The sequence below is a fragment of the Pseudomonas sp. Eth.TT006 genome (assembly GCF_054456575.1).
On record NZ_JBTJEN010000002.1, the window covers coordinates 594,358 to 609,075 of the forward strand.

Annotated in this window: 11 protein-coding genes; 6 read left to right on the forward strand and 5 right to left on the reverse strand. The window is 60.2% G+C overall.

Features of this window, described 5'->3' with window-relative positions:
• Complete coding sequence (locus tag ACXR0M_RS05945) at positions 1 to 1,128, reverse strand: branched-chain amino acid ABC transporter substrate-binding protein (protein ID WP_458830788.1); 1,128 nt, start codon at positions 1,126 to 1,128, stop codon at positions 1 to 3.
• A gap of 352 nt (positions 1,129 to 1,480) precedes the next feature.
• On the opposite strand from ACXR0M_RS05945, the gene ACXR0M_RS05950 reads away from it, so the two are divergent.
• Positions 1,481 to 1,801, forward strand: coding sequence for a DUF2288 domain-containing protein (locus ACXR0M_RS05950; RefSeq protein WP_458830790.1), 321 nt, complete (start codon positions 1,481 to 1,483; stop codon positions 1,799 to 1,801).
• Positions 1,802 to 2,100: 299 nt separating this feature from the next.
• Here ACXR0M_RS05950 and ACXR0M_RS05955 read toward each other — a convergent pair whose 3' ends face one another.
• Positions 2,101 to 4,299 (reverse strand): hypothetical protein, encoded by a 2,199-nt coding sequence (locus ACXR0M_RS05955; RefSeq protein WP_458830791.1) that lies wholly within the window; start codon positions 4,297 to 4,299, stop codon positions 2,101 to 2,103.
• Positions 4,300 to 4,496: 197 nt separating this feature from the next.
• On the opposite strand from ACXR0M_RS05955, the gene ACXR0M_RS05960 reads away from it, so the two are divergent.
• Complete coding sequence (locus ACXR0M_RS05960; protein WP_458830792.1) at positions 4,497 to 5,393, forward strand: NAD(P)-dependent oxidoreductase; 897 nt, start codon at positions 4,497 to 4,499, stop codon at positions 5,391 to 5,393.
• Here the strand turns inward: ACXR0M_RS05960 and ACXR0M_RS05965 are convergent.
• Together ACXR0M_RS05965 and ACXR0M_RS05970 are read right to left on the reverse strand one after the other, a co-directional pair.
• Positions 5,284 to 7,566, reverse strand: a complete 2,283-nt coding sequence (locus tag ACXR0M_RS05965; RefSeq protein WP_458830794.1) for a putative bifunctional diguanylate cyclase/phosphodiesterase — start codon at positions 7,564 to 7,566, stop codon at positions 5,284 to 5,286. The two genes, ACXR0M_RS05960 and ACXR0M_RS05965, sit on opposite strands and share 110 nt — an antisense overlap.
• Before the next feature lie 148 nt (positions 7,567 to 7,714).
• The gene (locus tag ACXR0M_RS05970) at positions 7,715 to 8,083 is read right to left on the reverse strand and encodes a YkgJ family cysteine cluster protein (RefSeq protein WP_458830795.1); all 369 of its coding nucleotides are present in this window, start codon (positions 8,081 to 8,083) and stop codon (positions 7,715 to 7,717) included.
• A gap of 301 nt (positions 8,084 to 8,384) precedes the next feature.
• On the opposite strand from ACXR0M_RS05970, the gene ACXR0M_RS05975 reads away from it, so the two are divergent.
• Positions 8,385 to 9,734, forward strand: a complete 1,350-nt coding sequence (locus ACXR0M_RS05975; RefSeq protein ID WP_458830797.1) for a spinster family MFS transporter — start codon at positions 8,385 to 8,387, stop codon at positions 9,732 to 9,734.
• A 186-nt stretch (positions 9,735 to 9,920) separates the two neighbouring features.
• Here the strand turns inward: ACXR0M_RS05975 and rapA are convergent, their stop codons facing one another.
• The gene (gene rapA, locus ACXR0M_RS05980) at positions 9,921 to 12,767 is read right to left on the reverse strand and encodes an RNA polymerase-associated protein RapA (RefSeq protein WP_458830799.1); all 2,847 of its coding nucleotides are present in this window, start codon (positions 12,765 to 12,767) and stop codon (positions 9,921 to 9,923) included.
• Positions 12,768 to 13,034: 267 nt separating this feature from the next.
• On the opposite strand from rapA, the gene ACXR0M_RS05985 reads away from it, so the two are divergent.
• The 3 genes from ACXR0M_RS05985 to ccoM all read left to right on the forward strand — a co-directional run bounded on the left by ACXR0M_RS05985 (position 13,035) and on the right by ccoM (position 13,924).
• On the forward strand, positions 13,035 to 13,376 hold the full coding sequence (locus tag ACXR0M_RS05985; RefSeq protein ID WP_024011931.1) for a hypothetical protein: 342 nt from the start codon (positions 13,035 to 13,037) through the stop codon (positions 13,374 to 13,376).
• Positions 13,377 to 13,500: 124 nt separating this feature from the next.
• On the forward strand, positions 13,501 to 13,662 hold the full coding sequence (locus tag ACXR0M_RS05990; protein WP_164747860.1) for a hypothetical protein: 162 nt from the start codon (positions 13,501 to 13,503) through the stop codon (positions 13,660 to 13,662).
• 148 nt (positions 13,663 to 13,810) lie between these two features.
• Positions 13,811 to 13,924, forward strand: coding sequence for a cytochrome c oxidase subunit CcoM (gene ccoM, locus ACXR0M_RS05995; RefSeq protein ID WP_003222396.1), 114 nt, complete (start codon positions 13,811 to 13,813; stop codon positions 13,922 to 13,924).
• The last annotated feature ends 794 nt before the right edge of the window (positions 13,925 to 14,718 follow it).

Below are 14,718 nucleotides of genomic sequence, written 5' to 3' on the forward strand. Positions count from 1 at the left end.
TTACTGAGGCGAAACTTCGGTTTTCGGTTTGCCGAAGTGCCACTCGTAAACCACGAATTTGAAGTCTTTCAGGTCGCCCTTGGCGTCGAAGCTCAGGTCGCCAGTCGGGGTCTTGAAGGTGCCGGCGTGAATGGCAGCAGCCACTTTGGCCGTGTCTTCGGATTTGGCTGCGGCAATACCGCCGGCAATCACTTCAACCGCCGAGTAGGAAGGGAACACGAACGGACCGCTCGGATCTTCTTTCTTCGCCTTGAAGGCATCTGCCAGAGCCACGTTGGCCGGATCCTGGTCGAAGGATTTCGGCAGGGTCACCAGCAGGCCTTCGGAGGCGTCTTTGGCGATCTGCGAAATGGAGTCGTTACCCACGCCTTCCGGACCCATGAACTTGGCTTTCAGGCCTTTTTCAGCGGACTGACGCAGGATCAGACCCAGCTCCGGGTGGTAGCCGCCGTAGTAAACGAAGTCGACGTTGGCTTGCTTGAGCTTGGCAATCATCGAGGAGAAGTCTTTGTCGCCAGCGTTGACGCCTTCGAACACGGCGACTTTCACGCCTTTCTTCTCCAGGGTCGCTTTGACGGCGGTGGCGATGCCTTCACCGTATTGCTGTTTGTCGTGCAGTACGGCAACGATTTTCGGTTTTACGTGATCGGCAATGTAGTTACCGGCGGCAGGGCCCTGGGCGCTGTCCAGACCGATGGTGCGGAAGACCATTTTGTAACCACGGGCGGTGATGTCCGGGCTGGTGGCCGCCGGGGTGATCATGATCACGCCTTCGTCTTCGTAGATGTCCGAAGCCGGTTGAGTGGAGCTGGAGCACAGGTGACCGACCACGAACTTGACGCCGTTGTTGACGACCTTGTTCGCCACTGCTACCGCTTGTTTCGGATCGCAGGCATCGTCGTATTCAACGGCTTCGAGTTTCTTGCCATCGACGCCGCCCTTGGCGTTGATTTGCTCGATGGCCATTTTCGCGCCACTGAACTGCATGTCGCCGTACTGGGCTACCGGGCCGGTTTTAGGGCCGGCGATACCGATCTTGATGGTGTCAGCTGCGAACGAATGGCTGGCAACCCCGGCCAGAACCATAGCGGCAAACAGTTTGGAAATCTGCTTAGTAGCCTTAGTCATAGTGCTCCACTCTTACTGTTGTAATTTTTTTGAGTTCTGGCGCCGTAGCAGCAGAACCGGGTCAGATATCGTCGCGATACCCTCCGGAAATGCCCCAGGCAACTGTACCGGTACAGTGTAGAGCGCCGGTTGTTGGCCTGGGAAGCAGGCGCCGAGGGGCAAAACTTGTGGGTGTCGCATTTTTGAATGAAAAAGACAGAATTGCGGCGGGGCTTAGCGGGGGCTTATGCCCCAAACAGCAGCATTCCTTGGCGTTCCTGCTCTTTTCGTTCGGTGAAGCCATTTGCAATCGGGTTTTTCTGCCGGACCACCGACGTTATCATTCGCGTCGATTTCTTTTCCGGACAGTCCCATGAATCAAGAACCTAGCACCCTCTATGCCAAGCTGCTTGGTGAAACCGCAACTATTACGTGGAAGGAGCTGGAACCCTTCTTTGCCAAGGGTGACCTGTTATGGGTCAGCGCCGAGCTGGATTTGATCGCTGTAGCGCAGGCGGTTGCCTCCGATGAAGGCAAGAAAGTGGCAGCCTGGTTGGCCGAAGATAAGGTCGCCAAGCTCTCTGCGACGCGGGCGCAGGATATTCTCGAGCGCAATCCCGAGTTGTGGTCTGTTGTGGTGCGTCCGTGGATTCTGATCCAGGAAAGGGCAGTCGCTGGCGACGTCGCGCCTTGATGGTGCACGATTCGTCTGAAGGAAAGTGTGTAGCCGAGTAGCGTGATGGCACGTTGCCGTGGAGAAACGCCACAAGCGTGTGGCGCCTCACGGTGACGTAAACGTAACGGGAACAGTTTAGTAAGCAGCCTGACGGGCTGCTTAATTGTTTTTGGATGTTGGATGTTTCGGGTCTTGCGGTGTTTTCAAAGGCCCCTTCGCGAGCAAGCCCGCTCCCACTGTTGAATGCATTCCGTCAGTGGAAATGCGCTCACCTGTGGGAGCGGGCTTGCTCGCGAAGGGGGCGACGCGGTCTCCGATCAGACCGAATAAGTCTTCCCGGTATGGTTATTCAGCGAAATAACCTTGGTCTTGCCGATCCGGTGACGGTAGATCTCGCGCAGGTACTTGATCGACTTCTTCACGCAATCGCGCGACAGGCGGATGTCGTTGATCGAGACGAACTTCTCTTTGTCGTTTATCAGTTCGCGGTACTTCTTCTCGTACATCGGCTTAATCGCATACCAGTTGGTATCGAGGATCTTCGCCGGGTTTTCGAACTCGTTGAGCAGATCGTCGATGCGCGCTTCGTCGAAGTCTTCATTGATGATGAAGTCGAGAATCGAGTTGTCCAGGGTCTCGTCGAAACGGTACGGGGTCTTGGCGAAGCAGCGCTTGATGAAGGCCACGATCAGCGTCAGGAAGTCGTCCGACAGGCACGGGCTTTTGGCGATCAGGGTGGTCAGCGACAGGTTCGCCGAGGCGCCGATCACCAGTGCGTAGCGCTTGAGCGTGGTATTCGGGAACAGGCTGTTGAGGTGGGTCTTCAGCCGGTTCAGATCCATGTACGACAGTTTGTAGTCTTTTGGCAGCGAGACGATCGAGACCACCGACGAGCAGTTCTTGAAGAAGTGCAGGTCGTGCAGGGCGGCGGCGTCGTAGCCGGAATTCTTGTACTGCTCCAGCGACGCGCGATAGCGCTTGGATTCGATCGGCAGCAGGCTGATGCCTTCGATGGCTTGCGTCACTTTGTTGAAGTGCGGCAGATCGATGGAGCGGAAGAACAGGTCGTCGATGTTCAGGCGCTGCGGTTCTTTGTCGAACACCTTGAACTTGTCGCTGCTCGGCGGCGGGGTTTCCGGCACCACCGATTCGGCGTAGGCAATCGCCACCGGGCCCGCCAGACTCATGAACAGGTCGTTGGCGTCCAGGCGAATGGTTTCGCCGATGTCGATGCCGGCGCGGCGGAAGTAGTTCTGGTCGTAGTCGGTGGTTACTGCCTGCGCCGTCAGAATGTTGAAGATCTGCTGCGAGATGTACTGGTTGGCGTGCTTCTCCATCGCATTGACGTCAATGTTCTGGATGTTGCCGTCATCGCTCTCTTCGGCGTAACGCATGATGTCGTTGGAGATCAACATCATCGCGTTCCATGGGCGGATGCGCCCCATGACGCTGGCTTCGCTGCTGTCTTCATTGGCGAAGTTGTACGAGAAATCCCATTCTTCCGAGAGGTATTTGCACAGCAGGCGTCCGGCGTTGATGTGCAGCGCCTCGGACATTTCGCTGCGATGGTCGGAAATGTTCGGCAGCACGCAGATGCCGCTGGTGAAGATCGGCTCGAACACGAACGAATGCCCGCTCTTGCCGTCGTGCTCGTCCATCGGTTTGGTGTCGAACGTCTTGTTCATGTACGAGTGCTGCTGGGCCAGACCGAATTCCGAGGCCATGCCGGAACCGGTACCGCCGCCGGCACTGAAGATCGAGAAATACAGGCGCGACTGGTTGGCCTTGATCCCGCAGCTGTCGATCAGGTACGAGTGAATCATTTTCCAGTCAGGGCTGGAGAAGCGCTGGGTGTCCTTGTTGAGGATGATCTTCGCCAGGTACTGGCCGAGGATCGGCGCGTTACCGGCGCCACCGGCGTGGACTTCGGACAAGTCCATGATCTTCATTTTGCTGTAGTCGCGCAGGAAGCCGCTTTTCTCGCCCTTGCGCGAGAAACGGATGCGCCCGGCGATGTCCTTGTCGAGGTCGCCGAGCATCACCAGCGGTTCCACGAGGAACACCGGTTTGGTCGATTTGTTCGGGCCGATCCGCAGGTTCTGCCTGATCCACTGGGCCGGGCTGTAGCCCTTGTCGGCCAGACGCCGATCCGCCGTGCGGTCTTCGTTGTTGAATTCGTTGAGGTAGAACTTGCGCGCGTTGTACACCAGCTCCGCGACATCGAGGGCGATGTTCGAGCCGCAGCGACCGAGGCCGATCAGGCACACCGACGGAAACTCCTGATCGTTGTGCTGTTCGTTGTCGCCTTCCAGGTGCGGCGGACGCGGGAACACCAGATCGCGCAGACCGTCGAGGTTGTCGAGGATGCGGTCGGTGTTGGTTTCGGTGTAGTACAGATATTGCTGAGTGCCCAGCGGACGCGAAGGCGGCGCGGGTTTCATCGGCGCCGGGCTGTTCGCCGCAGGGTTCAGGGTCAGGTCGGATACCGCAGTGGCCGGATTGTTTTTAGAGGTCATTGTGCGCCATTTACCTGGACAGGGTTGGCTCGGCGACCGTTGTCATCGAGCCTCACGGAAAGAGGATCTCGCGTCTTTGACTGCGCGTATTTGGCCCGGGCGTCAGGGCCTTGGCCTGATCGTCGCACGGGGGAATCCTTTCCTGATCGCTCATGAATCGGCCATTATTCAGTGATCTTTAATCAAAAAGAGGCAAAGTGATGTCAACGCTACCTTCGTTGGGTTTTGCCGGAATCGGCCTGATGGGCCTGCCGATGTGCCGCCGTTTGCTGGCCGCCGGCTACCCGTTGAGCGTGTGGAATCGCAACCCGGCCAAGTGCGCGCCGCTGGTGGCCGCAGGCGCCCGGCAAGTCGCGACCCCGGCCGAACTGTGCGCTCACGCGGAGGTGGTGATGCTGTGTCTGGCCGATACTGCCGTGGTGCGCGAGGTGGTGTTTGGCGCCGGCGGGGTCGCTGAAGGAGCGAAAAACGGTCAGTTGCTGGTGGACTTCTCCAGTCTTGAACCGACCGCCACGCGGGAAATGGCCGCCGCGCTGGCAGAGCAGACCGGCATGGGCTGGCTTGATTCGCCGGTGTCCGGCGGTGTGATCGGCGCCGAGGCGGGCAGTCTGGCGATCATGGTCGGCGGTGCGGCGGCGGATCTGCAGCGGGTACGCCCGGTGCTGCTCAAACTCGGTCAGCGCGTCACGCACATGGGCGGCAGCGGCGCCGGGCAAGTGACCAAGGCCTGCAATCAGATGATCGTCGCCTGCAATGCGCTGGTAATTGCCGAAGTGGTGGCGCTGGCCGAACAGGCCGGGGTCGATGCCAGCCTGATCGCCGAAGCGCTGGCCGGCGGGTTTGCCGATTCGAAACCGTTGCAGATCCTTGCCCCGCAGATGGCCGAAAGCCGTTTCGAACCGGTGAAATGGCACGTGCGCACGCTGCTCAAGGATCTCGATACCGCCGTGAAATTCTCTCGCGAGCAGGGCTCGGCGACGCCGATCAGCGGATTGGCCGCACAACTGATGCGCCTGCATGGGGCGCAGGGCTATTTGCACAAAGATCCTGCGACGCTGGTGCAAATGTATCGAGGGCCAGACTCGGCGGATTGACCGCGAGGCTGTGTTTGCGCTGATTGATTTCTTCCAGTACCGGGCGTAGTTCCTCCAGCGGCACCGGTCGGCTGAGCAGATACCCCTGAATGAAGTCGCAGCCCGAGCGCTCGAGAAATTCGTACTGTTCCAGGCTTTCCACGCCTTCGGTCACCACCTGCAAATGCAGGGTGTGGGCCATGACGATGATTGCCTGGACGATTTCCATGTCGGCCGTGGCGGTGGGGATATCGAGGATGAACGAGCGGTCGATTTTCAGCGTGTTCAGCGGCAAGCGCTTGAGGTAGGCCAGCGACGAATAACCGGTGCCAAAGTCATCGATCGACAGCGACACGCCGAGGGCGCGGATCTGTCGCAGCAGCACCAGGGTGTCGGCGATATTGCCCATCAGCGCGTTTTCCGTGACCTCCAGCTCCAGCCGTTCGGCAGACACACCCGCTGAGCGCAAGGCATTTTCAATTTCGTCGGCCAGTTCTTCCCGGCCCAGATTCAGCGGCGAGCAGTTCCACGTGGTTTTCAGATGTTCGAAACCGTGGCGCGACAACTCGCCCAGATCGCGGCAGGCGCGGCGCAACACCCAGTTATCCAGCTCGGCGATCAGGCCGTTGTTCTCCGCAATGTTGAGGAAGCGATCCGGGGTCAATAGCCCGTGCACCGGGTGTTGCCAGCGAATCAGTGCTTCAAGCTTGGTAACGCGACCGGTCTTCAGCTCGAAGATCGGTTGGTAATACAGGGTCAAACCGTGTTCTTCGCTCAGGGCCAGACGCAGTTCCTCTTCCAGTTGCAGCTCGAAACTGGCGCGGCTCTTCAGGTCGCTGTTGTAAAAGTGCAGGCCGTTACGCCCGGCCGCCTTGGATTGATACAGCGCCAGATCGGCGTGTTTGAGCAGCTCCTCGCACGTGCTGCCGTCCTCCGGGTACAGGCTGATGCCGATGCTGGTGGTCATCACCATGCGCCGGCCGGCCAGCTCGATCGGCGCTTTCATTTTCTGCATGATGCGCAGCGCCAGATTGCGCGCTTCTTCGCGGTCGTGCAGGGCAATGAGGATGCAGAATTCGTCACCACCCAGGCGCGCCACCACGTCTTCATGACCACGCACCGAGCCTTTGATGTGCTCGGCGAGGACTTTGAGCAGGGCATCGCCGGCGTCATGGCCGAGGCTGTCGTTGATCCGTTTGAAGTGGTCGATGTCGAGAAACATCACCGCGAGCATGCCGCCATCGGCGGCGGCCTGATTGAGCTTTTCGGCAAACAGCTGGTTGAAGCCGCGCCGGTTGATCAGATTGGTCAGGGCATCGTAATTCGCCGCTTGCTGCAGCGAGACCCGGGCCTGATCGAGCTGGCTGAGCAGGGCGTTGACCCGGCGCAGGTCGGCCTCTTTGTTTTGCAGTTTCTTGTCGGCCAGCGCTGCGCTGATGGCGCTGCCGAGAATCAGCAGGATGATCAGCGCCACGGTCAGCCCCAGTTGCAAATGGTCACCCTGCGCCGCCAGCGTCGGCAGGCTGCCTTCGGGCAGGACCAGATTCAACGCGGCCATGCCGGTGAAATGCATGCTCAGAATTCCGGCGCCGAGTATCAACGCGGCGATGTACTTGAGCATCGGGTAGAGCAGGCCGCTGCCATCACGCAGATAACCGGCCACCCATAGCGCGGCGAAACTGGCGCCGATGGCAATCACGATCGACAGCGCGAACAACTGTGGCTGGTAGTAAGTCTTGGCGACGGAATGCATGGCGGCCATGCCGACGTAATGCATGCCGGCGATGCCCAGACCAATGACGATCGCGGTTTTCAAATAGTGCAGGAGGCTGGGCTGCGGCTCACTCAGGGTGTGCATGGCCAGCCACGAAGCGAGCAGGGCGATCAGCAGCGAAAACAGCGTGGTGGGCAGGTCGTAATGAATGTCGATCGGCGCCTGGAAGGCGAGCATGCCGATAAAGTGCATGGCCCAGATGCCGCCGGCCAGACAGGTCGCGCCGACCCAGCGCCAGACCCGCCGTGAGGCCGGATCATCGGCATGGCCCACGCGTTCCGCCATGTCGAGGGTGGCGAAACTTGCGGCGCAGGCGACCAAATAGGCCACCAGCACCAGCAGTGGGTTGTGTGTGCAATCGAGAATCACCTGCCCGCTGTCCGGCAGCTCGGTAACCAATTGCAAACCAAGCCACTCCATAGCATGCCCCGTCTCTGAAGTCGTCCCTGCCGCGTCATCAACGCAGGTGAATGAAAGCAGTATAGAGGCGGTTTTTGCCGTGCAAGCGGTAGTGGCACATTGGGTTCAACGATTTTGATATGAGGCTAATAGCGAAACGCGCTAAGTCTCAGGCACTGCGGTCGAAGGGGATTTCTGCCCAGTCCGGCTGCAGAGGCGGCAGGCCGAAACGGGCGCGTGCCTTGTCGCAGTCGACATTCTGTTCACCGTTTTCCCAGGACGACTCGAATTCGCGGCAGGGGCTGGAGCGCTGTTCATAAATCGAGCATTGCACCTGGCTGCCGACCTCGCCGACCAGCGCCGTGCAGCGCGGCGATTTGCAGTCGGTGCCGTTCATTGCCACGCGGCTGGGGCTGATCTGCGTCACCAGGTCATCAGGGACGGTGCCACCGGAGGAGGCGCATTCACCCCAGAAAAAAGACACGCGAAAATGGGAACAGCAGGCACCGCAATTCAGACACGGACTGACTTCGGACATGGGGAGGGCATCAAAGGGGTTGATCGGCGAATCCGGACGGATCCGGCGGCTATTCTAGGCTTCGCCATGAACTTGGGAAGGGGGGCGCGAAAGTATTTTTTTGTAGCCGGGTTTTGCCGTGAAAGCCCCGGTTTATGGGGGATTGCAGTGTTATCAAGGGCTTACGTTTCGTTACAGTGCCATGGCCTGTCATCAGGCTGACGAATGATCACAGACAGTCCCGACAGGCGTGTCTAGATTGCAGGTTCCGGGCTCGGATGCGACGGCAGTGAAGCCCTAATAACAATAAAGAGACGGACCCATGCAGAACTCGACCCAAGCGGCGAATGCCTGGCGCATTCTGTTCCTGTTGTTCCTCGCCAACCTGTTCAACTTCTTCGACCGCACCATTCCGGCGATCATCATCGAGCCGATCCGCATGGAATGGCACCTCAGTGACTTTCAGTTGGGCATTGTCGGCACCGCCTTCACTCTGGTCTACGCGATTGCCGGCCTGCCATTGGGGCGCATGGCCGACACCGGTTCGCGCAGCAAACTGATGGGCTGGGGCCTGGCAACGTGGAGCGCACTCACCGCAGTCAACGGTCTGGTCGGCAGTTTCTGGAGCTTTTTGCTGGTGCGCATGGGCATCGGTATTGGTGAAGCCAGTTACGCGCCAGCGGCCAATTCGCTGATTGGCGACCTGTTTCCGGCGCATCGCCGGGCAAGAGCCATGGGCATTTTCATGCTCGGCCTGCCACTGGGGCTGTTGCTGGCGTTTTTTACCATCGGCGCGATGGTCAAGGCGTTCGACAGCTGGCGCGCACCGTTCTTTATTGCGGCGGTGCCGGGGCTGATCCTCGCGGTGTTCATGTTCTTCATCAAGGAACCCAAGCGCGGTGCGGCGGAAACCGTGCAGGTGTCTCAGGAGAGAGTCGACAAGCCGATCCGCCGGGTGCTCGCGGTGCCGACGTTTCTCTGGCTGGTGATGGCCGGTTTGTGCTTCAACTTCGCCACCTATGCCTGCAACTCGTTTCTGGTGCCGATGCTGCAGCGCTATTTTCTGATGCCGTTGCAGGAAGCGGCGGTGGCAACCGGGGTGATCGTCGGTATCACCGGGTTGATCGGCCTGACCCTCGGCGGCTGGATCGCCGACAAGATTCATCAGCGCATCGCCAATGGCCGACTGCTGTTTGCCGGGTTCAGCTTGATCATCTCGACGCTGTGCACCGCGTGGGCGCTGCATGCCGGGCGGGTCGAGATCGCCGTATTCGTCGCGGTGTTCAGCGTCGGCTGGCTGTTTGCCTATAACTTCTACACCTGCGTGTACACGGCGATTCAGGACGTGGTCGAACCGCGCCTGCGGGCGACGGCGATGGCGCTGTTTTTTGCTGGCTTGTACTTGCTCGGCGGTGGATTGGGGCCGGTGGTGGTGGGGGCGCTGTCCGATCACTTTGCCAAGGCGGCAATGCTTTCGGCGGGGGCGGAGCAAATGACCGAGGCGTTCAAGGCGGTCGGGCTGCATGACGCGATGTACCTGATCCCGGTGGCACTGTTCTTGACCATGGTCTTTCTGTTTCTCGCGGCGCGCTGTTTTGTGAGGGATGCGCAGCGGATGAAGGAGGGATTGGTGGCGGTGGTTGAGCCAGAGATTGCAGCGGCGACTGCATGATTGCTATCGCTGGCAAGCCAGCTCCCACAGTGACCGAGTCGTAAACAAAATTTGTGAACACCCCAAAACCTGTGGGAGCTGGCTTGCCAGCGATAGGGCCATCAGCATCAACTGATAAATACCAGACAAACAAAAAGGCCCGCATCGCTGCGGGCCTTTTCATATATAGCGATGGAGCAGGGTGACTTAACCCGCCACCAGCACCCGGATCGCTTCCAGACGCAGTGCCGCTTTATCCAGCATCGCCAGACCCTGTTCACGCTGCTGACGCAACGCATCCAGTTCGCTGTCGCGCACGGTCGGGTTGACCGCTTGCAACGCGGTCAGGCGTGCCAGTTCTTCGTCGGTGTCGGCTGCCAGACGACGGCGAGCCTCGGCCACGCGCTCGGCGTGACGCGGGGCGATCTTGTCTTCACCGGCGTTGATCCGTGGCGTCAGCTGATCGCGCTGGGCCTGGATAAACTTGTTGGCGCTGGCACGCGGCACGCTTTCCAGTTGATCGTTGAGGGTCTCGAACGACACCCGTGGCGACAGGTCGTTGCCGTTAGGGTCGAGCAGGCAGCGCAGGGCGGCCGGTGGCAGGTAGCGGCCCAGTTGCAGCGAGCGCGGGGCGACCACTTCGCTGACATAGAGCAGTTCCAGCAGCACGGTGCCCGGTTTCAGCGCCTTGTTCTTGATCAGCGCAACGGCGGTGTTGCCCATCGAACCGGACAGCACCAGATCCATGCCGCCCTGCACCATCGGGTGTTCCCAAGTGATGAACTGCATGTCTTCGCGCGACAGCGCCTGATTGCGATCGTAGGTGATGGTCACGCCTTCGTCGTCGCCCAGCGGGAAGCTGGCGTCGAGCATCTTCTCGCTCGGCTTGAGGATCAGGGCGTTTTCCGAGTGGTCTTCGCTGTCGATGCCAAAGGCGTCGAACAGGGTTTCCATGTAGATCGGCAGGGCGAACTGGTCGTCCTGCTCAAGGATCGCCTCGACCAGCGCGTCACCTTCGCCCGCACCACCGGAATTGAGCTCCAGCAGGCGGTCGCGACCGGTGTGCAGCTCTTGCTCCAGACGCTCGCGCTCGCTGCGCGCCTCGTCGATCAGCGCTTGCCACTCGCCGTCGTCGGCTTCTTCGAGCAGCGGCAGCAGGCGCGGGCCGAACTGGTGCTGCAAGGCGTTGCCGGTCGGGCAGGTGTTGAGGAACGCGTTCAGCGCTTCGTGGTACCACTGGAACAGGCGCTCTTGCGGGCTGGTTTCCAGGTACGGCACGTGCAGCTCGATGATGTGTTTCTGGCCGATCCGGTCGAGACGGCCGATACGCTGCTCAAGCAGGTCCGGGTGCGACGGCAGATCGAACAGCACCAGATGGTGGGCGAACTGGAAGTTGCGACCTTCACTGCCGATTTCCGAGCAGATCAGCACCTGCGCGCCAAACTCTTCATCGGCGAAGTACGCGGCGGCGCGGTCACGCTCAAGGATGTTCATGCCTTCATGGAACACCGTGGCCGGAATCCCGGAACGTACGCGCAGGGCGTCTTCCAGATCCATCGCGGTTTCGGCGTGGGCGCAGATCACCAGCACTTTGGTGCGCTTGAGCATCTTAAGTTGATCGATCAGCCACTCGACGCGCGGATCGAATTTCCACCAGCGCTCTTCTTCGCTGGCGTCCGGCTGTGCCTGGAAGCTGACTTCCGGATACAGCTCGGCGTGTTCGCCCAGCGGCAGTTCGAGGTATTCGTCCGGGCACGGCAGCGGGTAGGGGTGCAGTTTGCGCTCCGGGAAACCCTGCACGGCGGCGCGGGTGTTGCGGAACAGCACGCGACCGGTGCCGTGGCGGTCGAGCAATTCACGCACGAGGCGGGCGCTGGCTTCAGTGTCGCCATCGTTGACCGCGGTCAGCAGGGCTTCGCCTTCGTTGCCGAGGAAACCGTGGATGGTCTTGTGCGCGGCAGGCGACAGGCGCCCCTTGTCGAGCAGTTCCTGAACGGCTTCAGCCACCGGGCGATAGTTGTCGCTCTCGGCGCGGAACGCGGCCAGGTCATGGAAGCGGTTTGGATCGAGCAGGCGCAGACGGGCGAAGTGGCTGTCCTGACCGAGTTGTTCCGGGGTGGCGGTGAGCAACAGCACGCCCGGGATGACTTCGGCGAGTTGCTCGACCAGCGAATATTCCGGGCTGGCCTTGTCTTCGTGCCACACCAGGTGGTGCGCTTCGTCGACCACCAGCAGATCCCAACCGGCGGCGAACAGTGCGTCCTGGGCCTTTTCGTCTTCGACCAGCCACTCCAGCGCCACCAGCGCCAGTTGCGTGTCTTCGAACGGGTTGGTGGCATCGCTTTCGATGAAGCGTTCTTCGTCGAACAGCGCGACCTGCAGGTTGAAGCGGCGGCGCATTTCCACCAGCCACTGGTGCTGGAGGTTTTCCGGGACCAGGATCAGCACGCGATTGGCGCGACCCGAGAGCAGTTGGCGGTGGATCACCAGACCGGCTTCGATGGTTTTACCCAGACCTACTTCGTCCGCCAGCAATACGCGCGGCGCAATGCGGTCGGCGACTTCACGGGCGATGTGCAACTGGTGCGCGATCGGCTGAGCGCGAACGCCGCCCAGGCCCCAGAGCGAGGATTGCAACTGGCGGCTGGTGTGTTCCAGGGTGTTGTAACGCAGGGAGAACCAAGGCAGCGGGTCGATCTGCCCGGCGAACAGGCGGTCGCTGGCCAGACGGAACTGAATGAAGTTCGACAGCTGGGTTTCCGGCAGGGTAACGGCTTCGTTCTGCCCGTTGAGGCCGTGATAGACCATCAGCCCGTCGACGTCGTCGACTTGCTGCACGGTCATCTTCCAGCCTTCGAAGTGGGTGATGCTGTCACCCGGCGAGAACCGCACGCGGGTCAGGGGCGCATTCCGTAGCGCGTACTGGCGGGTTTCGCCAGTGGCCGGGTAAAGCACGGTCAACAAGCGGCCGTCCTGTGCCAGAACGGTGCCTAAACCAAGCTCTGCTTCGCTGTCACTGATCCAGCGTTGCCCCGGTTGATACTGCTGCGCCATGCTGCCTGACTCCCACCTTGAAAAAGCGGGCTATCTTAGCGGATCGCCGGCCTCAGGGCCAAAGATTACTGGCGTAGGAGCTGCCGCAGGCTCGGGCCGCGTTCGGACGATCTTTTGATCTTTGGAAACACTTGGCATTTGTGGTGTCCGAGTAAAAGATCGCAGCCTGCGGCAGCTCCTACAGGTGCCAGGTGCGTCACAGATTTGCGACGGGTGGCTCAAGGCGCCCTTGCCGCGGCCGATAGCCTGCTGACAGGAGACCTATATATGCTGCCACCGATGCTCCCCCTGAGCGCTGTGCCGATCACTTCCCAGCAGGATCCGATTCGCCAGCGGCCGGATATTCCTCCGGTGGTGCCGGTGCAGGAAAGCTCCAACGAAAGCACGATCGACCTGCAAAAACGCGATCCGGAAGAAGATCGACTGCTGGCGCGCGAAGAACAGCGCCGCCAACAGGAACGTGACCGGCGCCGTCGAGAAGCCGATGAAGACCCGGAAGAGCACCTCGCCGTGCCTGGCACCGAGCTGAATGCCGACAACACCGTGCCGGTGGTGCCGCTGATCGACGATCAGCCGCGTCAGGGCTTGTGGGTCGATATCGAGATCTGATCCGTCCGTGTCATGAATTGTTGTACTGCGGTGACTGGTCAGCGCTGGCGTCAGGCGGCATGATTGGCGCAGTCCTGCCGGCGATGCGGCAGTTGTGATTTCTTCAAGCGATGCGCCGAACGCCATGAGCCAAGACGACAAACTGATCGACCTCAGCACCGAACGCGCCAAGCGTGTGCATGACCTCAACGAGAAACGCCTGAACGAAGTGCGCAAGGCCTTCGAACAGGCCATGCCGCTGGGAAAAACCCAGAAAAAGCCGAAAAAGAAACCGAAAAAGCGTTGAACTCCCGCCGCATCCGTTGATGCAGGTCAGTTATTTTCCCGCCTTTGCCTCCTGTGTTGACCGGACTTGATCCTGGTCAATTTCTGCGCCTGCGTGATTGGTTAACTTAGCTCCATCGCAGCAAAGCAGAGGCCAGGAGGCCACAGTCATGTTTTTCGATAACGTGGTGTTTGCCGGGGTTCTGACCGTTGGGCTCATGGTTCTGTTTTTTGCAGGGTTTGGATTTTTTATCTGGAAGGATGCGAATAAGCGCAAGAAGTAGGTCTTTCCGGGTTTGATGAGCACGCAAGGCATTTTGGGCGACTTCGGTTGCCCTTTTTTTTTGTGTCTTGGCGGCCTTTGGGCCGACCATGCTTTGGGTTGTTTTGTGTGAATATCCGTTTCTTCGGGGGCTGCGGCTGGCGGTTTCGCCCTTACGGCGACTCACTTTTTTACAAGCGCCTAAAAAAGTAAGCAAAAAACGCTTGCTCCTGCGTCCGGCCCGCTCGCTAACGCTCGGGGTCCCTTCGCTCCGGGATTGATCCGGGGGCAGCGCCTACGGTTTGCTTCGCTGCACCTCCTCTCGCTGTGTTTGGCTTCGCCAAACGGTCGCTGCGCTCCCACCCCCGGATCAATCCCTCCACTCAGCCTCCCGACGTCGCCTGCAGATCAAAAGCTGCAGCCGAGCTAACGCTCATCCTGCTGAGTGGTGAAAAGCGATGCGGTCCGCTTTGGCTTTTCTGTGGGAGCGGGCTTGCTCGCGAAGGCGGCCTGACAGCCGACCTGATTCTTCAGGTTGAACGCATCCCCTGTAGGAGCTGCCGAAGGCTGCGATCTTTTGATCTGCTTTGGCTTTGGCTTTGGCTCTTGATCTGGCTCTTGATCTTGCTTTTGACTTTCTGCCCTTCGGCAGGCCGAGCGTAGGTGTCCATCAGGGGGGGAGGCGCGCAGCGCCGTGCGGCGAAGCCGCATACATCGAGAGGAGGTGCAGCGAAGCAAACCGTAGGCGATGCCCCCTGATGGACACCGTAGCTCGGGAACCCCGAGCCCCAGCGAGCGGGCCGTACGCCGGGGCAA

Bases quoted from the DNA above. Each gene is read 5' to 3' on its own strand.
- ACXR0M_RS05945 (WP_458830788.1), bottom strand. From the start codon at position 1,128: ATGACTAAGGCTACTAAGCAGATTTCCAAACTGTTTGCCGCTATGGTT.
- ACXR0M_RS05950 (WP_458830790.1), top strand. From the start codon at position 1,481: ATGAATCAAGAACCTAGCACCCTCTATGCCAAGCTGCTTGGTGAAACC.
- ACXR0M_RS05955 (WP_458830791.1), bottom strand. From the start codon at position 4,299: ATGACCTCTAAAAACAATCCGGCCACTGCGGTATCCGACCTGACCCTG.
- ACXR0M_RS05965 (WP_458830794.1), bottom strand. From the start codon at position 7,566: ATGGAGTGGCTTGGTTTGCAATTGGTTACCGAGCTGCCGGACAGCGGG.
- ACXR0M_RS05970 (WP_458830795.1), bottom strand. From the start codon at position 8,083: ATGTCCGAAGTCAGTCCGTGTCTGAATTGCGGTGCCTGCTGTTCCCAT.
- ACXR0M_RS05975 (WP_458830797.1), top strand. From the start codon at position 8,385: ATGCAGAACTCGACCCAAGCGGCGAATGCCTGGCGCATTCTGTTCCTG.
- rapA (WP_458830799.1), bottom strand. From the start codon at position 12,767: ATGGCGCAGCAGTATCAACCGGGGCAACGCTGGATCAGTGACAGCGAA.
- ACXR0M_RS05985 (WP_024011931.1), top strand. From the start codon at position 13,035: ATGCTGCCACCGATGCTCCCCCTGAGCGCTGTGCCGATCACTTCCCAG.
- ACXR0M_RS05990 (WP_164747860.1), top strand. From the start codon at position 13,501: ATGAGCCAAGACGACAAACTGATCGACCTCAGCACCGAACGCGCCAAG.
- ccoM (WP_003222396.1), top strand. From the start codon at position 13,811: ATGTTTTTCGATAACGTGGTGTTTGCCGGGGTTCTGACCGTTGGGCTC.